Origin of the sequence: Nocardia sp. NBC_00416 (assembly GCF_036032445.1) — a bacterium.
Lineage (GTDB): Bacteria > Actinomycetota > Actinomycetes > Mycobacteriales > Mycobacteriaceae > Nocardia.
This window is the reverse complement of the sequence record NZ_CP107932.1, coordinates 1,765,761-1,790,297: the sequence shown is the minus strand read 5'-3', so window position 1 is coordinate 1,790,297 and position 24,537 is coordinate 1,765,761. Positions and strand designations below refer to the sequence as shown.

The 24,537-nt window shown below is 68.6% G+C and carries 23 protein-coding genes and 1 pseudogene; 6 read left to right on the top strand and 18 right to left on the bottom strand.

Going from position 1 to position 24,537, the window contains the following annotated elements; genetic code table 11:
* Nucleotides 1–7 precede the first annotated feature (7 nt).
* Both OG804_RS07945 and OG804_RS07940 read right to left on the bottom strand, forming a co-directional pair.
* Nucleotides 8–553 (bottom strand): TetR/AcrR family transcriptional regulator, encoded by a 546-nt coding sequence (locus OG804_RS07945; protein ID WP_328395430.1) that lies wholly within the window; start codon nucleotides 551–553, stop codon nucleotides 8–10.
* Nucleotides 550–873: a DMT family transporter gene (locus OG804_RS07940; RefSeq protein WP_328395428.1), complete on the bottom strand. Its 324-nt coding sequence runs from the start codon at nucleotides 871–873 to the stop codon at nucleotides 550–552. The genes OG804_RS07945 and OG804_RS07940 overlap by 4 nt, the downstream gene beginning before the upstream one ends.
* A gap of 215 nt (nucleotides 874–1,088) precedes the next feature.
* Here OG804_RS07940 and OG804_RS07935 point away from each other — a divergent pair, with 215 nt between their 5' ends.
* Entirely contained in the window at nucleotides 1,089–2,426 is a 1,338-nt protein-coding gene (locus tag OG804_RS07935) for a DUF6924 domain-containing protein (RefSeq protein ID WP_328395426.1), read from the top strand.
* 79 nt (nucleotides 2,427–2,505) lie between these two features.
* Here OG804_RS07935 and OG804_RS07930 read toward each other — a convergent pair whose 3' ends face one another.
* From OG804_RS07930 to OG804_RS07915, 4 genes are read right to left on the bottom strand one after another with little or no spacing between them, the layout of a single operon-like run.
* Entirely contained in the window at nucleotides 2,506–3,168 is a 663-nt protein-coding gene (locus OG804_RS07930) for an SRPBCC family protein (protein WP_328395424.1), read from the bottom strand.
* Between the two features lie 26 nt (nucleotides 3,169–3,194).
* On the bottom strand, nucleotides 3,195–3,695 hold the full coding sequence (locus OG804_RS07925) for a (2Fe-2S)-binding protein (RefSeq protein WP_328395422.1): 501 nt from the start codon (nucleotides 3,693–3,695) through the stop codon (nucleotides 3,195–3,197).
* Nucleotides 3,688–4,563, bottom strand: a complete 876-nt coding sequence (locus tag OG804_RS07920; RefSeq protein WP_328395420.1) for an FAD binding domain-containing protein — start codon at nucleotides 4,561–4,563, stop codon at nucleotides 3,688–3,690. Before OG804_RS07920 ends, OG804_RS07925 begins: the two co-directional genes overlap by 8 nt.
* Nucleotides 4,560–6,899 carry a xanthine dehydrogenase family protein molybdopterin-binding subunit gene (locus tag OG804_RS07915; protein WP_328395418.1) on the bottom strand — a complete coding sequence of 780 codons (2,340 nt, stop codon included), beginning with the start codon at nucleotides 6,897–6,899 and terminating at the stop codon, nucleotides 4,560–4,562. The genes OG804_RS07920 and OG804_RS07915 overlap by 4 nt, the downstream gene beginning before the upstream one ends.
* 277 nt (nucleotides 6,900–7,176) lie before the next feature.
* Here OG804_RS07915 and OG804_RS07910 point away from each other — a divergent pair, with 277 nt between their 5' ends.
* Nucleotides 7,177–8,352 (top strand): XdhC family protein, encoded by a 1,176-nt coding sequence (locus OG804_RS07910; protein WP_328395417.1) that lies wholly within the window; start codon nucleotides 7,177–7,179, stop codon nucleotides 8,350–8,352.
* Here OG804_RS07910 and OG804_RS07905 read toward each other — a convergent pair.
* From OG804_RS07905 to OG804_RS07890, 4 genes are all read right to left on the bottom strand, one after another.
* Entirely contained in the window at nucleotides 8,283–8,843 is a 561-nt protein-coding gene (locus OG804_RS07905; protein WP_328395416.1) for a nucleotidyltransferase family protein, read from the bottom strand. The two genes, OG804_RS07910 and OG804_RS07905, sit on opposite strands and share 70 nt — an antisense overlap.
* 7 nt (nucleotides 8,844–8,850) lie before the next feature.
* Nucleotides 8,851–9,474, bottom strand: a complete 624-nt coding sequence (locus OG804_RS07900) for a QsdR family transcriptional regulator (protein ID WP_328395414.1) — start codon at nucleotides 9,472–9,474, stop codon at nucleotides 8,851–8,853.
* A 78-nt stretch (nucleotides 9,475–9,552) separates the two neighbouring features.
* Nucleotides 9,553–10,350 (bottom strand): ABC transporter ATP-binding protein, encoded by a 798-nt coding sequence (locus tag OG804_RS07895; RefSeq protein ID WP_328395412.1) that lies wholly within the window; start codon nucleotides 10,348–10,350, stop codon nucleotides 9,553–9,555.
* Nucleotides 10,347–11,018: a FadR/GntR family transcriptional regulator gene (locus OG804_RS07890; RefSeq protein ID WP_328395410.1), complete on the bottom strand. Its 672-nt coding sequence runs from the start codon at nucleotides 11,016–11,018 to the stop codon at nucleotides 10,347–10,349. The genes OG804_RS07895 and OG804_RS07890 overlap by 4 nt, the downstream gene beginning before the upstream one ends.
* 269 nt (nucleotides 11,019–11,287) lie before the next feature.
* Here OG804_RS07890 and OG804_RS07885 point away from each other — a divergent pair, with 269 nt between their 5' ends.
* Complete coding sequence (locus tag OG804_RS07885; RefSeq protein WP_442941862.1) at nucleotides 11,288–12,961, top strand: 2-isopropylmalate synthase; 1,674 nt, start codon at nucleotides 11,288–11,290, stop codon at nucleotides 12,959–12,961.
* Nucleotides 12,962–12,973: 12 nt separating this feature from the next.
* Here OG804_RS07885 and OG804_RS07880 read toward each other — a convergent pair.
* The 5 genes and pseudogenes from OG804_RS07880 to OG804_RS07860 form a co-directional block, all read right to left on the bottom strand.
* Nucleotides 12,974–13,126, bottom strand: a pseudogene (locus OG804_RS07880) (mycothiol transferase); the annotation flags it as partial.
* Nucleotides 13,127–13,169: 43 nt separating this feature from the next.
* Complete coding sequence (locus OG804_RS07875) at nucleotides 13,170–14,966, bottom strand: acyl-CoA dehydrogenase (protein ID WP_328395406.1); 1,797 nt, start codon at nucleotides 14,964–14,966, stop codon at nucleotides 13,170–13,172.
* A 156-nt stretch (nucleotides 14,967–15,122) separates the two neighbouring features.
* Nucleotides 15,123–16,088: an alpha/beta hydrolase gene (locus OG804_RS07870; protein WP_328395404.1), complete on the bottom strand. Its 966-nt coding sequence runs from the start codon at nucleotides 16,086–16,088 to the stop codon at nucleotides 15,123–15,125.
* Nucleotides 16,089–16,132: 44 nt separating this feature from the next.
* Entirely contained in the window at nucleotides 16,133–16,849 is a 717-nt protein-coding gene (locus OG804_RS07865; protein WP_328395402.1) for an alpha/beta fold hydrolase, read from the bottom strand.
* Between the two features lie 106 nt (nucleotides 16,850–16,955).
* Complete coding sequence (locus tag OG804_RS07860) at nucleotides 16,956–17,972, bottom strand: GlxA family transcriptional regulator (RefSeq protein WP_328395400.1); 1,017 nt, start codon at nucleotides 17,970–17,972, stop codon at nucleotides 16,956–16,958.
* A 78-nt stretch (nucleotides 17,973–18,050) separates the two neighbouring features.
* Here OG804_RS07860 and OG804_RS07855 point away from each other — a divergent pair, with 78 nt between their 5' ends.
* Complete coding sequence (locus OG804_RS07855) at nucleotides 18,051–18,641, top strand: TetR/AcrR family transcriptional regulator (RefSeq protein ID WP_328395398.1); 591 nt, start codon at nucleotides 18,051–18,053, stop codon at nucleotides 18,639–18,641.
* A gap of 142 nt (nucleotides 18,642–18,783) precedes the next feature.
* Here the strand turns inward: OG804_RS07855 and cysC are convergent, their stop codons facing one another.
* Genes cysC through OG804_RS07840 form a run of 3 tightly spaced genes read right to left on the bottom strand, consistent with a single transcriptional unit; the run spans nucleotide 18,784 to nucleotide 22,507 of the window.
* Entirely contained in the window at nucleotides 18,784–20,622 is a 1,839-nt protein-coding gene (gene cysC, locus OG804_RS07850) for an adenylyl-sulfate kinase (RefSeq protein ID WP_328395396.1), read from the bottom strand.
* Nucleotides 20,622–21,554: a sulfate adenylyltransferase subunit CysD gene (cysD, locus tag OG804_RS07845; RefSeq protein ID WP_328395394.1), complete on the bottom strand. Its 933-nt coding sequence runs from the start codon at nucleotides 21,552–21,554 to the stop codon at nucleotides 20,622–20,624. The genes cysC and cysD overlap by 1 nt, the downstream gene beginning before the upstream one ends.
* Before the next feature lie 32 nt (nucleotides 21,555–21,586).
* Complete coding sequence (locus OG804_RS07840) at nucleotides 21,587–22,507, bottom strand: helix-turn-helix domain-containing protein (protein WP_328395392.1); 921 nt, start codon at nucleotides 22,505–22,507, stop codon at nucleotides 21,587–21,589.
* An 82-nt stretch (nucleotides 22,508–22,589) separates the two neighbouring features.
* Between OG804_RS07840 and OG804_RS07835 the strand changes: the two genes are divergently transcribed.
* Both OG804_RS07835 and OG804_RS07830 read left to right on the top strand, forming a co-directional pair.
* The gene (locus tag OG804_RS07835) at nucleotides 22,590–23,753 is read left to right on the top strand and encodes a hypothetical protein (protein WP_328395391.1); all 1,164 of its coding nucleotides are present in this window, start codon (nucleotides 22,590–22,592) and stop codon (nucleotides 23,751–23,753) included.
* Nucleotides 23,753–24,529 (top strand): SDR family oxidoreductase, encoded by a 777-nt coding sequence (locus OG804_RS07830; RefSeq protein WP_328395389.1) that lies wholly within the window; start codon nucleotides 23,753–23,755, stop codon nucleotides 24,527–24,529. The genes OG804_RS07835 and OG804_RS07830 overlap by 1 nt, the downstream gene beginning before the upstream one ends.
* The last annotated feature ends 8 nt before the right edge of the window (nucleotides 24,530–24,537 follow it).

Genomic DNA, 24,537 nt, shown 5'->3' with positions numbered 1-24,537 from the left:
GCCGGTCTCAGCCGCCGGGTTCGAGAGCGGCGAGTGCGGCGATCGGCGGGGCGAGCGCGGCGGCGTCCAATGCCGACCCGCTCGACAGCGCGTGCAGCAGTGTGCCGTCGAGGAACACCGCGATGGCCCGGGCGCCGGCCGGGCCGGTGTGCGGAGTGAGGATATCTACCAGACCTTCGAACCAGACGCGGGCCAGCGGGCGGAGTTCGGGCAGGCGGGTGGCAGCCAGGTAGAGCTCGTTGACGGTGAGCAGCCGGGCGGGCTGGTCCAGACATTCGGCGGTGAGCCGGGCCAGTGTCGCCGGGACGTCGGCGGCGGTCCCGAGCGCCGCGGACCATTCGGCCAGCGCGGCACGCGTGGCCACCGCGGTATCGGCCAGCGCGGCCTCGGTGAGGTCGGCGAGATCGGCGAAGTAGTAAGTCGTCGAACCGACCGGGACCCCCGCCTCGGCGGCGACGAGGCGGTGGGTGAGACCGGTGATTCCGTGGGTGGGAATCAGCGCCCGCGCGGCGTCGAGGATGCGCTGGCGGCGGTGTGGATCACGGGGGGTCAATGCGCGCCCGCGAGATTGAGCGTGACCACGCCCGCCACGACCAGGGCGACCCCCGCGATCTTGGTGGCGCTGAGCGATTCACCGAGGAACAGCGCGCCGATGATGACGATCAACGTGGTGCCCAGCCCGGACCAGACCGCGTAGGCGAAACCGACGTTCATGCCTCGCGCGATTGCCTGGGCCAAGAGCACGAACGCCAGGGTGTACGCGGACAGCGAGGCGACCGTCGGCCAGAGTCGGGTGAACCCCTCGGTGGCCTTGAGCAGGCTGGTGCCGATGATTTCGGCGACGATGGCCGCCCCGAGCAGCGCGAGCGACATAACAGACCTCCATTTGTGTACGTTTGTACATGGACAACCGTACACAATGAGGCGTGCGGGCCGACCGGCCGTACCGAGTTGTCGGACGGAGTCCCTACGGTGGGTGCATGCCGATGACGTGGCCGCAGGTTCGGGGATCGAACTACAGCACTATGGGGCGATCTGTACGCGCCGAAATCTGGAGCGGCGATACCTGTACCGGACGGGTCTGGCACTTGCCGCCCACATCCTGGCGGATCGAAGACGCGAACGGTGACGCCACCTATATCGAGAACGACACCGACGAATATCGCCGGGCTGCCGACGGAGTGATGGTGCACACCGTCAAGGCGGCGAACCGGATGGTGGCGATAACCGGCGCTTCCCCCGCGCAACTCCTGAAGGCGTATTCGATGTGGCCGCCGGAAGATCGCGGCGCAGAGCCGCGTTTGGTTCGGCCGAGCCGTCCTCAGCAGGTGGAGGTGCGCGGCCGCACCGGCTGGCAGGTCCGGTTCGTCGACACCGCCTCCGGCGGCGAGGTGACCTACGTGATCGACGCCGAGTCGGGCGTCGCGGTGTCGAGGTTCGCGGACGCGCAGTCGATGGAACTGGCCGACCCGGTCGTCGACGAGGATTTCGAGCCGGCGCTGTTCGACTGGACGGGCCCGGCGCGCGAGAAAGCGGATCGGCTCGTGTCGCCGGCCCAGCGCGAAGACGACGCGAAGACGCGTGCCCTCGGGGCGATCCCGCGGCCGGAGGTCGGCTGGTTGCCGCGGACAGTCGATACTCGGCCGATCGACGGCGATCCACGAACCGGGGCACTGGATTTGCACGTGGCGGGTCAGTACAGCTCGATCATGTTGCGCCAATGGGTAACCGCGGTCGGGGAGCCTACGGTCGGTTCGATGTACGACCGCGTTCCACCCGTGCACCGGGAGGTAGTCGGCCCGTGGACGTACGAGATTCGCAGCCGTGACTCGATCGCTCAGGATGCCTGTGCGCGGATCATCGCCTCTATCGTCGCGCCCGACCCGCCGTCCACCTCGCCCGCGCAGATCCGTGAGATGCTCGACTTGGAGGCCGCCGCGCATCACGAGGCCGAGCTACGGGAATCTCTGGGGACGGGACGCCGTCTCGACGACTGTCTCGACGACCAAGGCGAGCTTTCACTGTTCATCCGAACCGATTTCGGCGATGATGCCGTGTGGCGCGAGGTGGCCGCGGCGGCGATGGCGCCCGGCGAAGGCGAAGACTCCGCGTTCTCCGCCTACCTGACCTGTATCGACAACCCCGAAAACGAAGGGTTGTCGATACCAGCTCTGCTCGACCGGATCGGTGACCGGCCCGTGTACTACGTGTTCGTCGCGGACACCGCCACGATGACCGATCCCGAGCACCCCATCCTCGCCGTGGACACCGGCCCCGCCGAAACGGGCCACGAGCCGGGCCGAACGTTACGTGTGATCCCCACGCAGATGTGGGCCATCGAGAACAACCTCTCGATCGCGAACCTGGACTTCGCGGATTTCGCGGATGCCGCCGATCCCGACGGCGTCTACCGCGGTTTCTCCTGAGTCCGTGTGTGCACGTGGCCCCGATCGATCGGGTGCGCCGACCATGACCCTTGGGCTCGTCTCATCGAGGAGACACGCCTCAACCGCCGGTGTCGGGGCGCCGCCGCCGGGTGAGTAGCAGCAGGAGTACCAGCACCGTCGCACCCAGCGCGAGCAGGAGTTGCCGGTTGGCGGTGATACCGGCGGCGGCCATCAGATCGATGGGCTCCGCCGCCGGGCGGGGAGCGATCGGGGTGACCGGAGCGGGACCCGCCGTCGGCGACGGTTCGGCGGCCTCCGACTCGACCGCGCCGGGAGCGGAGGAGGTGATCTCCGCGGCGAGATTGTCGGCGAAGGCTCCGATCAGGCTGCCGGCGACATCGGCGAGCGCGCCGCGACCGAACTGAGCGGGCTTCCCGGTGATCGCCAGATCGGTATCGACGAAAACATCGGTGATCCCCCCGGATTCGACCAGTCGGCAGGTGATGACCGCCTTCGCGGTGCCGTTGCCGCGAGTTTCGCGCCCGCCACCTTCGAGGATTGCGATCTTGGCCTCCTCGTCCTGGGAGACGACTTTGATGATGCCGTTGTAGCTGAGCCCCACCGGGCCCAGTTTGACCTTGATCTTGCCGTGGAAATCGTCTCCGTCCCGGGAAGTGAGGACGGCTCCCGGAACACAGGGCGCGATCCGCTCGAGATCGAGCAGAACCGGCCAGGCGTCGGCGGCGGGTACGGGAATCTGGAAGGTGTTCGCTAGTTTCATTCGCGGTCCTTGGCGTCGGTGCCGGCTCAGGCCTGCGGGGTCACGGGGGCTTCGGTGCTGATCGTGGTGGCGGCGTCGCGGACCGCGCGGATGATGCCCTGGTAGCCGGTGCAGCGGCAGATGTTCCCGGACAGCCCTTCCCTGATCTCGTCGTCGCTCGGATCGGGTGTCTCCTGCAGGAATGCGGTGGCGGAGACGACGAAACCCGGAGTGCAGAAACCGCATTGGAGGCCGTGATGGTCGCGGAAGGCCTGCTGGACGGGGGACAGCGTGCCGTCGGTGTCGGCCAGGCCCTCCACGGTGGTCACCGCTGCGCCGTCGGCTTGTACAGCGAACACCAGACAGGCGCGCACGGCATCGCCGTCGAGCAGAACCGAGCAGGCGCCGCAGACACCGTGTTCGCAGCCCAGGTGGGTGCCGGTGAGGCCGCAGGTCTCCCGGAGATAATCGGCCAGGGTGCGGCGCGGTGGGATCCGGTCCCGGCGTTTCACCCCGTTGACGACCACCGAGATCTCGACATCAGTCATTGCTCGCCTCCTCTACCGCGCGGGTCCAGGCCCGCGCGACCATGACCGCGCCGATCCGGCGCCGGTAGTCGGCGGAGCCGTGGATATCCGCCGGGACAGAACTCAGGGCCGCGGTCGCGGAGCGGCCGACCTCCGTCGCGTCGACCTCGGCGGCCGGGCGTCCGACCAGCTCGGATTCGGTCGCGACGGCCCGCAAGGGAGTCGGCGCCAGGCCGAACAGCCCGACCGCGACCCGGTCGATCCGGGAGTCGGCGTCCAGCCGTATCGCGATCGTCGCACCCGCCATCGCGAAATCGCCCGCCCGACGAGCGAATTCCTCGATCGCGAAACCACTGCGTCCCCGCCACGCGGGGAAGGTGATCCCGGTGAGCAGTTCATCGGCCGCCATCGCCGTGCTCCACATGCCGGTGAAATAGTCCGCGGCCGGGATGGTGCGCTGCCCGCGTGGGGACAACGTCTGCATCTCGGCATCGAGTGTGAGTGCGACGGCCGGGTACTCGCCCGCGGCGTCGGCATGGGCGATCGCCCCGCCGATGGTCCCGCGGTTGCGGATCTGGAAATGACCGATCAGCGGCGTCGCCCGGTGCAGCAGCGGGATAGCGCGCCGGATCTCGGGGGAGCGGCCGACCGCGGCATGGGTGGTCCCGGCGCCGACCCGTACTTCGTCGCCGTGGGTGTCGATCCCGCGCAACTCGTCCAGCAGGCGCAGGTCCACCAGATGGTCGAACACGGCGAGCCGCAGTGCCAGCATGGGCACCAGGCTCTGCCCGCCCGCGATGATCTTGGCCTCGTCGCCGAGGTCGGCCAGCAACGCCACAGCCTCGGCCGCCGTGGTGGGTGCGTGATAGTCGAAGGCGGCGGGCTTCATGCGGTCACCTCCGAATCGCCACGGGCCGCTTCGATCAGGGACACGATCCGGGCAGGGGACAGCGGGAGCCGGTCGAGCTGGACGCCGAACGGCGACAACGCGTCGGCGACGGCATTGAGCACCGCGGGCGTCGAACCGATCGCGCCGCCCTCGCCCACGCCTTTGAAACCCCCGGGCCCGGTGCTCGGCGTCTCGACGTGGCCCAGTTCGATCTCGGGCACCTCGGTCGCGGTGGGCAGGAGATAGTCCAGGAAGGTGGTGGCGACCGGATTGCCGTCGTCGTCGTAGGCGAGGTGCTCGTAGAGAGCGCCGCCGATGCCCTGGACGGTGCCGCCGTAGATCTGGCCTTCCACGACATTCGGGTTGATCATCGGACCGACGTCCTCGCTGACGACGAACCGGAGCAGGGTCACCTGCCCCGTCTCGATATCGACCTCGCAGGTGCACACATGAGTGGCGTTGGCCCAGATCATCAACTGGTCCGCCCGGTGGCGGCCGGTCGCCTCCAGCCCGGGCGGTACTCCGGGTGGGAGCAGTTCGGTCTGGTAGTAGGCGATCTGGGCGATCTCGGCGAGCGACAGGGATTTCTCCGATTCCGGTACTCCGGCCCGGCCGTGCGCGAACTCCACGTCCTCGACGCCGACACCCAGCTGTTTCGCCGCGATGGCGATGATCCGATCCCGCAGCACCCCGGCGGTCTGCGCGATGGCGCCCGCGGCCATCGAACCGGAGCGGCTGCCGTTGGTCCCGCCGCCCTGCGGGGCGACCGCGGTATCGCCCTGAATGGTCTGCACATCGGCGATATCGATTCCGAGGGCATCGGCGGTGAGCTGCACAGCGGTGGTCTCGAGACTGTTTCCGGCCGATCCGCCCGATAGGTAGACGTTCACCTTGCCGGTCGGCGCGATCCGGATGGTCGCGCCCTCGGTGCTCAGGAACGGGGTCGCGCCGGTGGTGGGTTCCACGTAGGTGCAGGTGCCGACACCCAGATAGCGGCCGACGGCGCGCGCGGCGGCTTGTTCGGCACGGAAGGCGTCGTAGTCGAGGATCTGCAGCGCCTGTTCGAAGGTTTCGCGCGGCGACGCGTCGGAATAGGGCATACCGTTCGGATTCGCGACCGGCATATCGCTGTGGCTCAGCATGTTCCGCCGCCGTAGTTCCACCGGGTCGAGTCCGAGTTGCCGGGCGGCGGTGTCCAGGAGCAACTCCCGCGATACCGATTCGAACTGCCAGGGCCCGCGATAGGCGACTCTGCCCACGGTGTTCGAATAGTACGAGGCGGTGCTGAACCCGGATTCCGGTACCCGATAGGGCCCGGGAAACAGCATCCCGACCGCGATCGACGCGGTGAGCGGCGACGGCACCGGGTAGGCCCCGACGTTCTGAACGTGCTCGATGGTGGCGGCGAGGATATGCCCCTGCTCGTCGAAGGCCATCGCGACCTCGCCGTGTTCGTGGCGGGCCATACCGGCCGCCATCAGGCTCTCCTGCCGATCCTCGATCCATTTCACGGCGTGCCGCACGGTGCGGGCGGCCAGCATCACGCAGGTCTCCTCGCGCTGCGGCGCCACCTTCTGCCCGAATCCGCCGCCGGTGTCGCGCACGATCACCCGGACCCGGTGTTCGTCGATACCGAGCAGCCGGGAACAGAAGCCGCGGACCTCGTGCGGCGACTGGGTGGAGGTCCAGATCGTCATCTCGCCGGTGGGGGCGGTCCACTCCGCCACTATGCCGCGGGTTTCCAGCGGCACCGGCGCGTACGCCTGTTGGTGCACGGTCTGGCGCACTACGTGCGGGGCCGCCTCGAGCACCGCGGCCAGATCCGACGGCGCGCGTCCGGCCAGGCCGCCGGCCGAGTTGCCCGGGTGTTCGGCGTGCACGAGTTCGGCTGCTGTGGCGGCGGTTTCGTAGTCGACGACCGGCTCGAGGGGGTCGTAGTCGACGATGACCAGTTCAGCCGCGTCCTCGGCGATATAGCGGTCGGTCGCGATCACGAGGACGACCGGGTCGCCCACGAACCGCACCTCGCCCTCGGCCAGTGGCGGACGGGGGACCGCCGGGAAGCCCGGTGTGTCCAGGGCATAGGAGATCTCGCTGACCCGCGGATTGAGATCGGCGGCGGTGTAGACGGCGACGACGCCTTCGAGATCCGCGGCTTCGGTGATATCGATGCCGGTGATCCGGGCGCGGGCCAGCGGGCTGCGGACGAAGCAGGCGTGCACCATGCCGGGCCGGGTGATGTCGTCGACGAAGGTGCCGGCCCCGGTCAGCAGGCGCAGATCCTCGATCCGAGGTACGCGGGCGCCGACGGCCGTCGTTTTCTCGGTGGTGCTCATCGGCGGCTCCATCGCGTCGGTACCTGATTGGTGGTGCTGCGAGACAGCCTGATTCGACCCATCCGGCCGTTCCTCCGTTCGCGGGATGTCGCGGGCGCCGGCATCCGAGCGCCCACAGGTGCGGCACGCTGATGCTGAGCACTTGTCTAGCATTGGTGCGAGGGCAGTGTCAATACAGGATATGTCGTGTTCAAGAATTCCAATGTCATTTTGTGAAAGTGGTATTCTCGCATGTTGTCACCGGTTTCCGGTATCCGTTGCGGCGAGGAGGTGGAGTATGCGCGACCTGGCCGCGCACCTGGTTCGATGGCACGCCGAGGGCGTCGTCTACGCGCTGGCGACCGTGGTGGCGACCCGGGGTAGTGCCCCGCTGCCGCTCGGGACCTGTATGGCGGTCGACGCCTCCGGTTCGGTACACGGGAGCCTGTCGGGAGGCTGTGTCGAAGGCGCGGTGTACGAATTGTGCACCGCGGTACTGGCCTCGGGTGAGCCCGTGCGGCAGACATTCGGGTACAGCGATTCCGACGCTTTCGCCGTCGGCCTGACCTGCGGTGGTGAACTCGAAGTCTTCGTCCAGCGGATCACGGCCGCGGACCGCCGGGCCGTCGAGGCCGCACTCGACGGGTCCGAACCCGTCGCGCTGGTCCGGGATCTCGGCACCGGGGCGATGCTGGCGGTCACCTCCCGGACGGTGACCACGACGGGTGACTGGCCGGATTCGGTCGTGGAGCAGGCGCGTGCCGTGCTGGGTCAGGGGGTCGGCACGGTGCAGGTGATCGGCTGCGGGGCCGCCGCGCGTGCGGTTTTCGTCGTCTCGTTCGCCGCGCCGCCGCGGCTGATCATCTTCGGCGCGAATGTCTTCGCGGCCGCCCTGTGCCGGGTCGGGCGATTGCTGGGCTATCGGGTCACCGTCTGCGAGGCGCGCCCGGCTTTCGCCGATCGCGCTCGGCTGCCGGAGGTCGACGAGGTGATCGCCGAATGGCCGGACCGCTATCTGCGCGGCACCGCGGTGGATTCCCGGACCGTGCTGTGTGTGCTCACCCATGATCCGAAGTTCGATATCCCGGTACTGGTCGAGGCGCTGCGGCTGCCGGTCGCCTATATCGGCGCCATGGGATCGCGCCGCGCCGACGCAGAACGTCGGGCCGCGCTGCGGGCGGCCGGCGTCACCGACGATCAACTCGCGCGATTGCATTCCCCGATCGGGCTGGAATTGGGCGGGCGTACTCCGGAGGAGACGGCGGTCGCCATCGGCGCGGAGATCATCGCGCGGCGTCACGGCGGGTCGGCGCGCTCGCTCTCGGCCACCCGGCGGCCGATCCATACTTCCGCCGTAGCGGGCCGGGTCGACGCCGCCGGATCCGGCTCGGCGCGCGGCGAGGATCAGCGCATCAGGTCCTGCGGAGTGTCGACGTCGTCCGGCGAGCCGGTGCCGTCGCACGGAATATGCTGAACCAGAGCGGGGTTGGCGGTCAAAAACTTTCGCGCGCCGATATCGCCGGCCGCCTCGGCCGCTATCGCGGGGAAGTATTCGGCGCCGAGCAGTACCGGATGCGCGGGCCGACCGCCGTACGCGGCCATTGCCAGCCGTGCGTCACTCGCCAGCAGCCGGCGTACGGATTCGGCCCCGAGCCAGGGCATATCGACAGGAACCACCACGACCCTGGTCTCGTGCACCGCGCGTAACCCCGTGGCGAGCGAAGAGCCCATTCCGGTCTCCCAGTGCGGGTTGTGCACCACCGTGGCGTGGGGGACGTCCAATGCCACCGCTCCGGACACCACGACCACCCGTGCGCAACCGCCGTCGCGCAGCAGCCGGACCGCGCGGTCCACGAGTCGTTCGCCGTCCACCACGACTTCGGCTTTGGGGCGGCCGAAGCGACGTCCGGCGCCGGCGGCGAGTATCAGTCCCGCGGCGCCGGGCCGCGGCGGGGAGGTATCCATGACCCGATCATGGCCGCCGCGGCCGTCGGTCGTCCGGTAGATCGATTCCCAGCAGGGCGGCCTGGACCTGGTGGAGGCGGTCCACATCGCCGCGCAGGCCGGTCACGTTGTCCTGGTAGAGGAACGCCTCTCCCAGCCGCACCAGGGAGTAGGCGAGCAGCGAGCGTTCCAGGTGGGGTGCGTACCCGTCCTGCTCCTCGGCGCGGGTGATCAGCCCTTCCACCGCCACGAGGATGCGCGGCTGGACCGGCCCGTCGCTGGAGGTGAGGATGCGCAGCCCGGCCAGCGGCTCGTTCTCGAAGTACTGCCGGAACGGTTCGTTGCCGGCCATCCAGCGGTTGACCCGGTCGAGGACGGTCAGGATGCGCCGGGCGCCGGAGTCGCGCCGACGGGCGTCCGCGCGTTCGATGAGAGATTCGAATTCCCCGGCCAGCACGGCGCCGAGCACGCCGTCGCGGGAGCCGAACCAGCGGTAGATGGAGGCTCGGCTCAGTTTGAGCTGGGCCGCGATCGCCTGGACGTCGACTCGGTCCCCGCCGAGGAAGGCCTGCCGGGCCAGTGCTACGACTTCTTCGCGGGTTGCCGAGGCCGGGCGGCCGGGCGGTCTGGAGGTGCGGCTCGCGGTGGTCACTTCGTTATGGTACACACTATGTCCCGTGTATCTAAAACGGAGTAGATCCTGATCCCGGGGTATCGAGTGTAGAGCCGCTCAGGCCGGCAGGGCCAGCGGAGATCGCGCCGACCAGCGGCCGCCCTGCCGCTCGACCCGCACCGGATGGTCGAAAGCCGCCGAAATATGTGCCGTAGTGATGATTTCGGCGGCCGAACCCGTGGCGACCGTGCGGCCGCCCGCGATCAGCAGCGCATGGGTGGTCGTCGTCGGCAGCTCCTCGAGGTGGTGGGTGACCAGTACCGAGGCGAGGTCGGGATGCGTTCGGTCCAGCGCATCGATCGTATGCAGGAGCTGTTCCCGGGCCGCCACATCGAGACCGGTGGTCGGCTCGTCGAGCAGGAGCAGCCGGGGGGCGGTGATCAACGCGCGCGCGATCAGGGTCCGCCCGCGCTCGCCCTGGGAGAGGGTGAGCCAACTGCGATCCGCCTTGGCCGCCATGCCGACGGCCTCGAGGGCCGCTGTCGCGGCATCGATCTGGTCGGCCCGGGCCGACCAGCGCGTCGGAGTGTCCACGGTGCCGGTGAGGCCGGTGAGCACCACATCGCGTACCGGCAGCGGATAGCGCAGCGGATGGCGCGGGTCGACATGTCCGATCGAGCGCCGCAGCTTCTGCAGTTCTACGTGACCCAGTTGCTCGCCGAGTACGTGGACCGTGCCACTGGAAGGGTGGGTCACCGCGCCGCAGAAGCCCAGCAGGGTGCTCTTGCCCGCCCCGTTCGGGCCGAGCAGCGCCCAGTGCTCACCGGCGCGCACGGTCAGCGAGATCCCGTCGATTATCTGGTTGCCGTCGCGCCGGAAGGTGACATCGGTCAGTTCCAGAACGGGTGTGGTCACGAGAATGCCTCCTTGATGGCACGCAGATGCGCGCGGCTGTGTGCGGCCGCCGCGTCGGGGTCGCGAGCGGCGACGGCGGCGGCGAGCCGCTCGTGCGCCGCGTGATCGGCGGGTAGGGAGGGCAGCGGGCGGATGTGCAACATATCGATCATCGCGGTCCGCAGCCGGGGCAGGAAAGTATCGAACAGCTGGATGAGGATGTCGTTGTGCGCGGCGACGATCACGGCCCGATGGAAGGCCATATCGGCGTCGACGTGCTCGGGTACCGACAATCCCGCGACGGCCCGGCCGGCCAGAGTGCGCCGGATCGTGCGCAGATCGGCCGGGGTCCGGCGGTGGGCGGCCAGCGCGGCCGCCTCGGTCTCGATGGCCATCCGGGCCTCGACGACCGCGGCGATGGTGGCGCGGCGCACCACGATATCCCAGTCCTCGGCGATGTCGAGAGCGGTGACGAAGACGCCCGCCCCCTGCCTGCTGGCCAGGACGCCCCGCCCCGCGAGCTCGCGGATGGCCTCGCGCAGCGTCGAACGGCCGACGCCGAGCTGGGCCGCCAGGGTGGTCTCGCCGGGCAGCCGGTGCCCGAGCGGCCACTCGCCGGCACGGATCCGCGCCAGCAGCAGTTCGGCCGTCTGCTCGGCCAATGGGTGGCGTCGCACCTGGGTAACCATGCTGAACCTCGCTACTTGTCTGAGGAGTCGTGTACAGTCTGCCATATGTCGCACCCGGAGCTTCTCCTCGACCGCCACGGCGGGGCCTGAACGATCGGCCGCCCCGCCGTGGGGTTGTCGTCGGCCGGTCACCGTTTCGAGACGGCCGAATGATCGAGAAAGTCCGGGGAGAGCACCCTATGAGCACACAAGCCCATCCCACCATCGACACCCCCGTCGGCGCGGTCCCCGCCGACGCGCCGAATTGGTACCGGCAGCGCGGTTCCCGCATGCCCTCGCACCGGTACCGCGACATCTTCGACCGCGTCGATATCCCGCGCGCCGACCGCCACTGGCCGCAGGCCCGTATCGAGCGGGCGCCGCTGTGGGTCCCGGTCGACCTGCGCGACGGCAATCAGGCATTGGCCGAGCCCATGGATCCGGAACGCAAACGGCGTTTCTTCGCCCTGCTCGTCGCCATGGGCTACAAGGAGATCGAGGTCGGTTACCCTTCGGCCTCCCGTGCCGATTTCGAATTCGTCCGGCTGCTGGCCGATACCGGTGCGGTCCCTCCGGATGTGACGCTGGTCGTCTTCACTCCGGCCCGGCGCGATCTCATCGCCCGGACCGTCGACTCGGTCCGCGGGCTGCACACCGAGGTGGTGATCCATCTCTACACCGCGACCGCGCCGGTCTGGCGGGACACCGTACTGGGCAAGGACTCCCACGCGGTACGCGAACTGATCCTGGCCGGTGCGCGCGATGTGCTCGAACTGGCCGCCGACCTGCCGCGGGTGCGCTTCCAGTTCTCGCCGGAGGTGTTCAACCAGACCGAACCCGGCTATGTCCTCGATATCTGCGACAGCGTCACCGAACTGTGGCAGGCCACTCCGCAGCGACCGGTGACCCTGAACCTGCCGGCGACGGTGGAGATCGCGACACCCAATGTGTACGCCGACCAGATCGAGTACATGCACCGCCACCTGGCCCGTCGCGACAGCGTCATCCTGTCGGTGCATCCGCACAACGACCGGGGGACCGGCGTCGCCTGCGCCGAACTGGCGGTACTGGCCGGCGCGCAGCGGGTGGAAGGCTGTGTATTCGGCAACGGTGAGCGCACCGGAAACGTCGACATCGCCACGCTCGCGCTCAATCTGCACGCCCAGGGCGTGGATCCGATGATCGACTTCTCCGATATCGACGAGATCCGGCGCACCGTCGAATACTGCACCCGGCTGCCGATCCACGACCGTCACCCCTACGTCGGCGACCTCGTGCACACCGCCTTCTCCGGTACCCACCAGGACGCGATCAAGAAAGGTTTCGCCGAACACCGCGCCCGAGCCGCCGCCACCGGCCGCGACGAACGCGAGATCGAATGGCGGGTCCCGTACCTGCCCATCGACCCGGCCGATATCGGGCGCAGCTACGACGCCGTGGTCCGGGTGAACTCGCAATCCGGGAAGGGCGGAATCGCTTATCTGCTGGCCACCGAGTACGGGCTGGAACCACCGCGCCGGTTGCAGATCGACTTCGCCCGGCACGTCCAGGATCACGCCGACGGCACCGGCGGCGAGGTGAGCGCAGCCCAGTTGCGTGCCCTGTTCGACGAAGCCTACGTCGATACTCCGGAACCGCCGGATGTTGTGCTGAAGGATCTGCTGGTGGCAGGCGGGGATTCGGCGCCCGCAATATCCGTCGAGCTGACGGTCGAGGGCCGGGCCCACCTCAGCTCGCATCAGGGTGCCGATCGAGTGACCGCGGTCGTGGCGGCCCTCGCGGCGGCCGGGCGCGCCATCGAGGTGCTGAGTCTGATCGGCCATCCGGTCACCGATCATGCCGTCGCCTATCTCGAGTACCGGCGGTCCGGACGGACCGGATGGTCGTGCGCGCATGGGGATTCGGTGGCAGCGGCGGGAGTCGCCGCGGCCGTTCGCGCGGCCGCCGGCGTCGCCGCGACCTGAGCGGGGCCGGGATCAGTCTCCGGTGCGGCCGTCGATCCGTTCCCGGAGCAGGTCGGCGTGGCCGTTGTGCCGGGCGTATTCCTCGATGAGGTGCAGGTACACCCAGCGGAGGCTGTACTCGGCGCCATGGGGAAGGCGGCAGCGGTGGTCCAAACCCGACCGTGCGCGCGAATCCTTTTCCGCGCGAGACTGGGGATCGGCCGACGCGTCAGAACCAGCTGTCGTGCATATCCAGGGTGGTGGTGTCGAGGTCGGCCAGCAGATCCAGTTGCGGGCCGGTGCGGGGGAGTTCGTGGCGGAAGAAGTATCGGGCCGCGTGCCGTTTGCCCTCGTAGAAGTCGCCCGGGTGACCGTGCGCGGCGACCATCTGGTCCAGCCAGATCCAGGCGAGGACATGATGGCCGAATGCCTCCAGATAGACCGAGCTGTTGGCGAGCGCGACCTCGATATCTCCCGTCGCGAACAGGCTTCCGGTGACCGAGACCAGGCGGGTCCAGGATTTGTCGAGCCGTTCGGCCAGCTCCGCGGTGTCGCCGCCGAGGTCGTGGGCGGCGGCGAGGGTCGCGCGGATCCTGGTGTCGAGTTCGCGCAGGCTCGCTCCGGACTGCTGGGTCACCTTGCGGCCCAGTAGGTCCAGGCCCTGGATCCCGTGGGTGCCCTCGTGGATCGGGTTGAGGCGGTTGTCGCGGTAGTGCTGTTCGACGTTGTATTCGCGGGTGTAGCCGTATCCACCGAGCACCTGGATGGCGAGATCGTTGGCGGCCAGGCACCATTGGGAGGGCCAGCTCTTGGCGATCGGGGTCAGGATGTCCAGGAGCAGGGTGAGGGCGCGGCGTTCGTCGCCGGAAGCGGCGGTGTGCTGTTCGTCGATCAGGCGGGCGCAGTACAGCACCAGCGCCAGACCGCCTTCGGCGTAGCACTTCTGCGCGAGCAGCATGCGCTTGACGTCGGCGTGCTCGATGATCGGGCGCTGTGCGGAGGACGGGTCGGCCGCACCTTTGGTGCGGCCCTGGGGGCGCGCGCGGGCGTACTCGAGTGATTCGAGGTAGCCGGTGTAGCCGAGAGCGGCCGCGACCAGACCGACACCGCTGCGGGCTTCGTTCATCATGTGGAACATGTACTTCAGGCCCTGATGCGGTTCGCCGACCAGATAGCCGACGGCGCCCGGTGCGCCCGTCGGCGTCCAGCGGCCCTCGCCGAAGTTGAGCACCGTGTTGACCGTCCCCCGGAAGCCCATCTTGTGGTTGAGCCCGGCCAGTACCACATCGTTGCGTTCACCGCGGGCGCCGTCGTCGCCGACCAGGTAGCGCGGCACCACGAACAGTGAGATCCCCTTGGTGCCTGCCGGGCCACCGGGGATCTTGGCGAGGACCAGGTGCACGATGTTCTCACCGAGTTCGTGATCGCCGCCGGAAATCCACATCTTGGTGCCGAACACCCGGTACGTACCGTCGTCCCGGGGTTCGGCCCGGGTGACGATATCGGCGAGCGAGGAACCGGCCTGCGGCTCGGACAGGCACATGGTGCCGAAGTACCGGCCCTCGAGCATCGGCGGCACGAACCGCCGGACCAGATCCGCGTCGGCGTGCGCGCTGAGCAGGTTCGCGTTGCCGATGGTGAGCAAGGGATAGGCGCTGGTGCCGGGGTTGGCGGCGTGGAACCAGGCGAAGGCGGCCTGCGCCACCGCGGCCGGGAGCTGAGCGCCGCCCAGCTCCGTGTCCATGGTCGCCCCCACCATGCCCGCGTCGGCGAATGCGGTGAGGGCCGCGCGTACCTCGGGGATGATGGTGACGGTCTCGCCGTCGAAGGTGGGTTCGTGGGCGTCGTTGAGTTTGTTGTGGGTGGCGAAGTACTTGGTGGCCAGCTGTTCGCTCAGTTCGAGCACGGCGTCGAACGTCTGTCGCGAATGGTCCGAGAAGCGCGGTCGCCGGGTCAGGTCTTCGACGTCGAGCCATTCGTAGAGCAGGAACTCGAGGTCGCGCCGGGACAGCAGAGTAGACCGCATAACCACCCTTTCGGTACAAGTTGCCGCCAGAGTATCAAACCCTGCCGTGGTAGTGCCCGCGGATCCGCACTCCACCAGCGCGGCCGCACTCACCCGAGCGTACTGTTCACCGCGTCCGGCGGATCAGGGGATCGCCCGGGCGAGGGCGGCGACGCGTCATTCTGTGCCCAGCGCCCCGCGCAGCACGGAGACCGCCTGGGCGACCGCGGCTTTCGCGGCCTCGGTGCCGTGCATCGAGTTCACCATCACGAAGTCGTGGATGATGCCGCCGTAGCGGGTCTGGATCACCGGAACGCCCGCCTCGCGGAGTTTGCCCGCGTAGGCCTCGCCCTCGTCGCGCAGGACATCGGCTTCACCGGTGACGACCAGCGCCGGCGGCAATCCCGCGAGCTGCTCCCGGGTCGCGCGCAGCGGAGAGGCGGTGATCTGGGCCCGGTCGGCCTCGCTGGTGGTGTACTGGTCCCAGAACCACCGCATGCCCTCGCGAGTGAGGAAGTAGCCCTCGGCGAACTGCCGGTAGGAGCCGGTATCGAAGGCCGCGTCGGTGACCGGGTAGAACAGGACCTGCTGAGCGAAGGTGATATCGCCGCGTTCCTTGGCCATCAACGTCAGCGCGATGGCCATATTGCCGCCCACCGAGTCGCCCGCGACCGCGATCCGCGTCGGGTCGAGCCCCTTCTCCGCGCCGTGCGTGCTCACCCATTGGGCCACCCGGTAGGACTGTTCGTTGGCGACGGGGTAGCGCACATCGGGCGAGCGGTCGTATTCCGGGAAGACGACCGCCGCCCGGACGCCGACGGCGAGATCGCGAACCAGGCGATCATGGGTGTGGGCGTCGCCGAAGACCCAGCCCGCACCGTGCGTGTAGACGATCACGGGCAGCGGGCCGGTCGTGCCGGGCGGTGTGACGATCCGCGCGCGGACCGACCCGGTCGGCCCGCCTTCGACGGTGATCCACTCCTCGTCGACCTCGGGCTTGTCGATCGGTGAGTCCTGGACCGAATCCACCGCCTTCCGGCCTTCTTCCGGCGGCAACTGGTAGAGGAACGGGGGCTGCGATGTCGCGTCGACGAACTCCTGGGCGGCCTGCTCCAGCGAGATGTTCAGCGGGTTTCCGGTCATCGGCGGGTGCCTTTCGGTTGCGGTGCGTGGGATGTTGCGGGAATTCAGGCGAGGTCGTCGAGTGCGCCGGTGATGACTCCGGCGACCTCGTCGGGATGGGTGTGCATGACCAGATGGGGCGCGTCGACCTCCACGATCCGGCGCAGCGCGGCCCGCTGGTACCCGAACCGCTCGACCTCGGGATTGATGGTGTGGTCGGCGGTGGAGACGATGCCCCAACCCGGCTTGGTCTTCCAGGCCGCGACGGTGGCGGGCTCACTGAAGGCCACAGCCGACAGCGGCCGCTGGGAGACCGCCAGCGCCCGTGCCGTCCGCGGATCGAGGCCCGCGGCGAAGATCTCCGGGAAGGCGGCGGGGTCGACGCTGACATCGGTGCCCGGTTCGCCGCTATCGGTGGGGTAGGGGCGGTAGACGAGGTGGGCGGCCAGGGCGGAGTCCGGGAAGCCGCCCTGCAACTGCCCGAGACTCTCGCCCTCTTCCAGCGCGTAGCCGGATACGTAGACCAGACCGGCGACATTCTCGGCCACTCCGGCGACCGTGATGACCGCGCCGCCGTAGGAATGCCCGGCCAGCAGCACCGGCCCGTCGATCTGCTCGACGAAGGACTTGATGTAGGCAGCGTCGGCGGACAGGCTGCGTCCGGCGACCGGCGGCGCCACCACGTGGTGGCCGCCCGCGAGCAGTCGCTCGATGACCGGGTGCCAGCTGGACGCGTCGGCGAAGGCGCCGTGGACGAGAACAATCGTTGTCGTGGAGGTCATGGGGGCTCAATTCGGTCGCGGTGTCGGCGCCGATTCGTGCGCCTGATCCAGCTTCCGCCGGGCGACCTCGTCGGCGCCCCTCGCTACCGGCCGTGAAACCCCCGGATCAGGACGCGACGGCGGTAACAGCGACCTCCGGGGCGGAAACCACGCCGGTCGAGCGGAACCGCTGCTGGTACTTGCGCGGGGAGACGCCGAGACGGGCCACGAACGCGCGCCGCAGCGCCTCGCTGCTGCCGTATCCGGCGGCCATCGCGGCCTCGGTGACGCTGTGGCCGGCGTGCAACATATCGCGTGCGACACCGAATCGGATGAAGGCGACGTACTCGGCGGGCGAATGTTCGAGTTCGGCGCGGAAGAGCCGGGTGAGGTGGCGCACGCTGACCCGGGCGTGGTCGGCCAGGGTCTGGACCGTATGTGGGAAGGCGGGGTCTGCGCAGATCAGGTCGACGACCTTGCGCACCAGTGGGCTGCGCGGCGCCGGGCCGCTCAGCGATGCCGAGAACTGCGATTGACCGCCGGCGCGCTGCAGGTGGACCACCAGCAATTGGGCGACGCGCCGGGCGATATCGGCCCCGTGATCCTCCTCGACGAGCGCCAGGGCCAGATCGATTCCCGCCGCGACACCGGCCGAGCTGTACAGATTGCCGTCGCGTACGAAAATCGAGTCCGGTTCCACCGTGACGGCAGGAAAGCGGCGCGCGAGGTCGGCGCCGAACTTCCAGTGGGTGGTCGTACGACGGCCGTCCAAGAAGCCGAGTTCGGCCGGTACGAAGGCGCCGCTGCAGATCGAGGCGAGTCGCCGCGTGTTCCAGGACAGGTGCCGCGCGGCCGCGAGCAGTTCGGGGGTGATGAATTTCGACGGCGGCAGTTCGCTGCCGGGGATCACGACCGTGTCGAACCGCCCGGCGTCGGCGGCCGCGGCGCTCACCTCGATGCGCACGCCGATCGAGGTCTGCACGCTGTTGCCGTCCGGCGAGACCAATACCACCTCGTATCCGGGCACCGCCTGGTTGGCCTCGACGAACACCTCCGCGGGGCCCACGAAGTCGAGCGTTTTCACGCCGTCGAAGACCAGGACGCCTATCCGCCTGCGGGGCGACCCCATACCGTCAGAGACCATGTAGCGAGTGTTCTGGAGCAGTGTCTCCATAACAAGCGCATGTGGGCGATCTCGCAGCACGATTGGTACGGTGACCGAATGGGACGGCCTCGACAGTTCGATGAGCCGCGACTCCTCGACGCCGCTACGGAACTGTTCTGGTCACGTGGTTTCGACGACACCGCGGTAGGGGATGTTTCCGCGGCGACCGGTGTCGGCAACGGCAGTATCTACGCCGCGTACGGCAGTAAGCGGGGGTTGTTCCTGGCGGCTTTCGAGCAGTACTGCGATCTGCGTGCCCGCTTCGTCCGCGACGTCGTGACGGCCGCGCCCGGGTCCGCCCGTGACGCGGTGCGCGTCCTGCTGCGCGCGATCATCGACGACTGCGCCGCGCAGCCGGATCGGCGCGGGTGCCTGATGCTGAACAGCATCGCCCAGTTGGGCCCGCGGATGCCGGAGGTCATCAGCATCGGCAACCGCACCACGGCGGCCATGGAACAGGGAGTCGCCGAGGGCATCGCGCACCGCGGCGATGCCGATGCGACTACTCTCTCCGCGCGCAGTGCCGGTGTCGTGGTGATGGCTCAGGGGCTCATCCAGTTGAGCCGTCTCGGAACATCCACACAGCGATTACGCGAGATCGCCGACGTATCGAGCGGTCAGATGCTGCTGGGTACGCCGGTCGAATGATCGCGCGACCGCCGTGCATGCGCCGTCTCCGGTGATTCGCCGTGCACGCAAGCGACCGCGCGGTGCGGGAGCTCATCTCCGCGCCGCGCGGCGGCCGTGACGTCAGCGGGTCGTGCCGATATCGGGCACCGCCGTCGCGGTATCAGGCACTGTCGTCGCGTGCCAGCACGGCCAGGATCGCGGCGGCCATGGCGGCCGGATCGCCGTCCTCTGGACGCAGCACCAGGGCTGCCGCGGGCGGTGGCTCGTACGGATCGTCGATACCGGTGAAGCCCCGGACCTCGCCGGCCCGGGCTTTGGCGTACAGGCCCTTGGGGTCACGGGCTTCGCACACCTCCAGCGGTGTGTCCACGAACACCTCGAGGAACGCGATGCCGGCGGCTTCGTGGACGGCCCGAGCGCGCTCGCGATCGGCCTGATAGGGGCTGATGAGCGAAACGATCGCGATGGTGCCGGACTCGGCGAAGAGCCGGGCCACCTCGCCCACCCGGCGGATGTTCTCCGTCCGGTCGGCGGCGCTGAACCCCAGATCGGAGTTGAGGCCGTGCCGCAGATTGTCGCCGTCGAGCAGGAACGCGGGCCGTCCGGCGGCCACCAGTCGCCGCTCGAGCTCCACCGCCACCGAGGATTTGCCGGACCCGGACAGGCCGGTGAGCCAGATGGTGAGGCCGCGGGTCGCGCGCTCCGAACGTTCCACCGCGCTGGAATGCCAGACCACCCGGGACGAGGGGAGGCTGGGGCCGGTGATCATCCCGGCGCCGACCGTATCGCCGGTGATGTCGTCGACGAGCAGGAAGCTGCCGGTGGTGCGGTTGCGCCGGTAGGGGTCGAACTGCAGTGCCTGGCGCGTGCGCAGCTGAACCCGGCCGATCTCGTTGAGCGATAGCGAGGTCGCGTTCTCGTCGCGGTGCAGGGTGTTGACATCGAGGCGGTAGTCGAGTGTGCGGATCTGGGCCGCGACGCTGCGGGTCGTGTGACGGACCGTATACGACGCACCGGCCCGCATACTCGCCTCGTCGCTGAACCAGCAGACCATAGCGTCGAGATCACGGCTGGTCTGTGGTCGGTTCGCCGGCCGGCAGAGCATATCGCCGCGACCGATATCGAGCTGATCGGCGAGGCCGACGGTGACCGCCTGCGGCGGGAACGCCTGATCGAGTGGAACTCCGCCCGGCCCCCAGATCCCGGTGACGGTGGTGGTGAGCCCCGAGGGCAGCACGGTGATCTCGTCACCGGGGGACCAGACCCCGCTGGCGATCGTTCCGGCGTAGCCGCGGAAATCCGGGGTGTGGCTGCGGATCACGTACTGCACCGGCAGCCGGGCATCGATGAGGTTGCGGTCGGAGGCGATGTGCACTTCCTCGAGGTGGTGCAGCAGCGGGGTCCCTTCGTACCAGTCCATGGTGGTGCTGCGGTGCACGATATTGTCGCCGTGCAGGGCCGACATCGGGATGAAGGTCAGGTCCGCGATCTGCAACCGGGACGCGAAACCGGCGAAATCCTCGCGGATCTCGGCGAACCGCTGCGCCGAATATCCGACCAGATCCATCTTGTTCACGCACAGCACCAAGTGCGGCACCCCCAGCAGCGAGGCCAGGAACGCGTGCCGCCGGGTCTGCTCGACCACCCCGTAGCGTGCATCGACCAGGATCAGCGCCAGATCGGCGGTAGAGGCGCCGGTGACCATGTTCCGGGTGTACTGCACATGCCCCGGTGTGTCGGCGATGATGAATTTGCGGCGGGGGGTGGCGAAATAGCGGTGCGCGACATCGATGGTGATGCCCTGCTCCCGTTCCGCGCGCAGGCCGTCGGTGAGCAGTGCGAGATTCGGATAGTCCTCACCGCGGTCGCGGCTGGTGCGTTCCATCGCGTCGAGCTGGTCGGTGAACAGGGTCTTGGAGTCGAAGAGCAGTCGTCCGATCAGCGTGGATTTGCCGTCGTCGACGCTGCCCGCGGTGGCCAGGCGCAACAGGGTGCCCATCAGAAGTAACCCTCTCGTTTGCGGTCTTCCATCCCGGCCTCGGAGATCCGGTCGTCGGCGCGTGTCGCGCCGCGTTCGGTGACCCGTGCGGCGGCCACCTCGGTCACCACATCGGCGGGGGTGGCCGCGGTGGATTCCACACAACCGGTGCAGGTGGCATCGCCGACGGTGCGGAAGCGCACCAGCGCTTCCTGCGGTTCCTCGCCGTCGAGCAAGGTGAGGAACCTGGTGTGCGCCAAGAGCATTCCGTCACGCTGCACCACCGGGCGGCGGTGTGCGTAGTACAGCGCCGGCAGTTCGATGCCCTCGCTCGCGATATAGGTCCAGATATCGAGTTCGGTCCAGTTGGACAGCGGGAACACCCGGATATGTTCCCCCGGGCGGTGTTTGCCGTTGTAGAGGTTCCACAGCTCCGGGCGCTGGCGGCGCGGGTCCCATTGCCCGTACTCGTCGCGGAAGCTGAAGACGCGTTCTTTGGCGCGGGCCTTCTCCTCGTCGCGGCGCGCACCGCCGAAGACCGCGTCGAAACGGCCTTCGCGCAGGGTGCGCAGCAGGGTCGTGGTCTGCAACCGGTTGCGGCTCGCGCGCGGGCCGGTCTCCTCGGCGACCCGGCCCGCATCGATATCGTCCTGGACGCTGCCGACGAGCAGGCGCACCCCGTGCCGGGCGACAGTTTCGTCGCGATAGGCGATGACCTCGTCGAAGTTGTGTCCGGTATCGATGTGCAGGACCGGGAAGGGGGGCGGGGCCGGCCAGAACGCCTTGGTGGCCAGATGCAGCATCACCACCGAGTCCTTGCCGCCGGAGAAGAGCAGGACGGGGCGTTCGAAGGTTGCGGCCACCTCCCGCAGGATATGGACCGATTCCGCCTCGAGTGCGGCCTGATGCGAGAGCTCGTATGTGCTCGCCGCCGACTTCGTGTGCTGGCTCACCCCTAAAAACTAGAACACGTTTCTATGTGCGGTCAACGGTCCGTCGGGTGACGGCCGCCCGCCGCGGCGGTGACGGCGTCGGCGGCGGCCACCAGTGCGGCGCCCCGGCGGGCGATCTCGGCGCCGGTGATCGGCTTTCCGACGTACATGGTGAGAACCAGCTGCTGGCGGCCGTCCGCGTCGTAGGTCGGGGCGGCGAGCAGGCTGACCGGGTGTTCCTTGCGGGGGCGCAGGTCGTCACCGAGATACACGCGTTCGCCCAGGGTGGTGACCAGTTCGGCGACAGCCGTGCGCAGCTGATCGGGCAGTTCGTGACCGCCGACCCCGGCCAGCAGCGAGTACAGGCGCCGGCTCGCGCCGGTGGTGCTCTCCACCAGGTAGCCGCGCTCCCGACATTCGCTGACTATCCGGCGCAGCCGGGTCTCGTCCTGGTGCAGCGGGACGGTCGGCGCAGTGGTCGACCAGGCGTCGAAGGCGGCCGCGGTATCCCACAGCACGTACATCAGCCCGACCGGCGGCGCGAAGCGGTAGGTGGCCCCGACCTGCACCATCGCCGGTCCGGCGCTGTCCAGGACGCTGATGCGCTCGCCCACCACGGCGGAGGCGGTGCAGGTGGTCGCGTAGGCCGCGCTCAGTCGCTGTAATTCGGGATGGGCGAGCGCGGCGATGGAGAAGCTCTCCTGGGCCACCCGCCCCGCGGCGATGAATGCCGGCCCGGGCCCGTACCCGCGGGTACGGGGATCGCGGGTGAGGTATCCGGCGGCGGTGAGCTCGGTGAGTATGCCCAGACAGGTGGGTTTGGCCAAGCCCAGGTCACGGGCTATTTCGGAGAGTCCGGCCCGGCGTCCGCGGCGGGCGACCACATAGTCGATCACCTGGACCACTCGCTGGGTGGGGGCCGAGCGCCGACCTACTTCGCGGACCTCCGATATCGCTGCCGACGTCGACGACATTGACCACTCCTAGAACAGGTTCTAATGTTTCTTCTATCGAAATGTACCAGGGCGGTACATATATGGAACACCCGGGAGAATCGTGCTGACGCAGCCCTTCGCGGACTCGATCGCCGCCGCCGAGGAAATAATCAAGAGCGCACCCCATATCCGCACCGAACAGGACCTCGCCGAGGGCTACGACTACCTGGCGGGCAGTATCCGTGCGTCCATCCAGATGTCCTGGGCCTTCGAACGCGACTTCCCGTTCTTCGTCCAGTCCACCGGCCCCTACACCAAGATGGGCCTGGACAACCCGGATACGCTCTACTGGCACGCCAACCTGCGGCCCGACGCCGAATACCTCGTCACCGGCACCCGCGGCACCACACGTGACCTGAGCTTCCAGGTGCTCAACGGCAACTACTCCGCGACCGAGGTACCGGGCGGGGAAACCGCCTTCGACGACCGATCCATCGATATCGCCGCGGACGGGACCTACCGGATAACCCTCGGTCCGGGGCCCGGCGGACGCAATCACATCCAACTCGCCGCCGATTCGACGATGCTCGCGGTACGCGAGGTCTTCGGCGACTGGGCCGACGAGAAAGCGGGCACCGTCCGCATCAGCCGCGTCGATACCGCCGGCTCCGCCCCGCCCGCGATCACCTCCGACCTGATGGCCAAACGGTACGAGGTCGCGGGCAAGATGCTGGTGTCGCGGTTGAAGACCTTCCTCGCGTTCCCTGAATGGTTCTATCTGAATCTGCCGGTCAACACGATGACCGAACCGCGGCGTACACCCGGCGGGCTGTCCACGCAGTTCTCCTCCGTCGGTCACTACGATCTCACCGACGATCAGGTGATCATCCTGACCGTCCCGAAGTCCGATGCGCCGTACCAGGGCTTCCAGCTCGGCAGCATGTGGTATCTGTCGCTGGACTACATCAACCATCAGACCAGCCTCAACGCCGATCAGGCCGGGGTGGACCCGGACGGCATGATCCGGCTGGTCGTCAGCGAACGCGATCCCGGCCTGGTCAACTGGATCGAGCGCACCGGCCACGACCGGGCCTATCTCCAGTTCCGCTGGCAGCGGCTGTCGCGTGAGATGACTCCCGAGGACGGGCCGACGGTAGAACTGGTGTCGTTCGACGAACTGCCCGATCGGCTGCCCTACTACAAGGAGTCGCGGATCAGCCCGCAGGACTGGAAGGCCAGGATCGCCGGCCGCCAGGCCGCCGTGGCCGAAAGGATGCTGGGCTGATGCTGTTGCGGGACAAGGTCGTCGTCGTCTCCGGAATCGGCCCGGGGCTGGGGCAGGCCATCGCGTTGCAGAGCGCGAAGGCGGGCGCCGACGTGGTGCTGGCCGCGCGCACCGAGAAGCGGTTGCGCAAGGTGGCCGCACAGATCGAGGAACTCGGTCGCCGCGCCCTGGTCGTGCCGACCGACATCACCGACGATACGGCCGCGCAGCACCTCGTGACCGCCGCGCACGAGGAATTCGGGCGGGTGGACGCGCTGGTGAACAATGCGTTCGCCATGCCGCCGATGGTCGACCTCGCCGAGGTGGCATTCGACGATCTGCGCACCAGCCTGGAAACCAATGTGTTCGCCGCGCTACGGCTGACCCGGCTGTTCGCCCCCGCGCTCGCCGAGCGCGAAGGGTCGGTGGTGATGATCAATTCGGCGGTGCTGCGACATTCGCGCCAGCCCTACGGACCGTACAAGTTGGCCAAGACCACCCTGCTGGCGCTGGCGCAGAGCCTGGCCACCGAGCTCGGTCCACGCGGTATCCGGGTGAATTCCGTGGCCCCGGGCTGGATCTGGGCCGACACCCTGAAATGGTATTTCGACTATCTGGCCAAGGAACGTGGGGTGAGCGCCGAGGATGTCTACACCGAGACCGCCGCCGATATCGACCTGCGCCGCCTGCCCGAACCCGATGAGATCGCCGACGCCGTCGTCTTCTTCGCCTCCGAGATGTCCCGGGCCATCACCGGGACCTGTCTCGACGTGAACTGCGGCGAATTCCACCACTGAGGAGAAAC

Excerpts from the sequence above, each read along its gene's own strand:
- OG804_RS07890 (WP_328395410.1), bottom strand. The coding sequence starts at position 11,018 with ATGGTTACCCAGGTGCGACGCCACCCATTGGCCGAGCAGACGGCCGAA.
- OG804_RS07830 (WP_328395389.1), top strand. The coding sequence starts at position 23,753 with ATGCTGTTGCGGGACAAGGTCGTCGTCGTCTCCGGAATCGGCCCGGGG.
- OG804_RS07875 (WP_328395406.1), bottom strand. The coding sequence starts at position 14,966 with ATGCGGTCTACTCTGCTGTCCCGGCGCGACCTCGAGTTCCTGCTCTAC.
- OG804_RS07925 (WP_328395422.1), bottom strand. The coding sequence starts at position 3,695 with ATGACTGATGTCGAGATCTCGGTGGTCGTCAACGGGGTGAAACGCCGG.
- OG804_RS07910 (WP_328395417.1), top strand. The coding sequence starts at position 7,177 with ATGCGCGACCTGGCCGCGCACCTGGTTCGATGGCACGCCGAGGGCGTC.
- OG804_RS07840 (WP_328395392.1), bottom strand. The coding sequence starts at position 22,507 with ATGTCGTCGACGTCGGCAGCGATATCGGAGGTCCGCGAAGTAGGTCGG.
- OG804_RS07865 (WP_328395402.1), bottom strand. The coding sequence starts at position 16,849 with ATGACCTCCACGACAACGATTGTTCTCGTCCACGGCGCCTTCGCCGAC.
- OG804_RS07915 (WP_328395418.1), bottom strand. The coding sequence starts at position 6,899 with ATGAGCACCACCGAGAAAACGACGGCCGTCGGCGCCCGCGTACCTCGG.
- OG804_RS07860 (WP_328395400.1), bottom strand. The coding sequence starts at position 17,972 with ATGGTCTCTGACGGTATGGGGTCGCCCCGCAGGCGGATAGGCGTCCTG.
- OG804_RS07905 (WP_328395416.1), bottom strand. The coding sequence starts at position 8,843 with ATGGATACCTCCCCGCCGCGGCCCGGCGCCGCGGGACTGATACTCGCC.
- cysC (WP_328395396.1), bottom strand. The coding sequence starts at position 20,622 with ATGGGCACCCTGTTGCGCCTGGCCACCGCGGGCAGCGTCGACGACGGC.
- OG804_RS07930 (WP_328395424.1), bottom strand. The coding sequence starts at position 3,168 with ATGAAACTAGCGAACACCTTCCAGATTCCCGTACCCGCCGCCGACGCC.
- OG804_RS07855 (WP_328395398.1), top strand. The coding sequence starts at position 18,051 with ATGGGACGGCCTCGACAGTTCGATGAGCCGCGACTCCTCGACGCCGCT.
- OG804_RS07920 (WP_328395420.1), bottom strand. The coding sequence starts at position 4,563 with ATGAAGCCCGCCGCCTTCGACTATCACGCACCCACCACGGCGGCCGAG.
- OG804_RS07940 (WP_328395428.1), bottom strand. The coding sequence starts at position 873 with ATGTCGCTCGCGCTGCTCGGGGCGGCCATCGTCGCCGAAATCATCGGC.
- OG804_RS07870 (WP_328395404.1), bottom strand. The coding sequence starts at position 16,088 with ATGACCGGAAACCCGCTGAACATCTCGCTGGAGCAGGCCGCCCAGGAG.
- OG804_RS07885 (WP_442941862.1), top strand. The coding sequence starts at position 11,288 with ATGCCCTCGCACCGGTACCGCGACATCTTCGACCGCGTCGATATCCCG.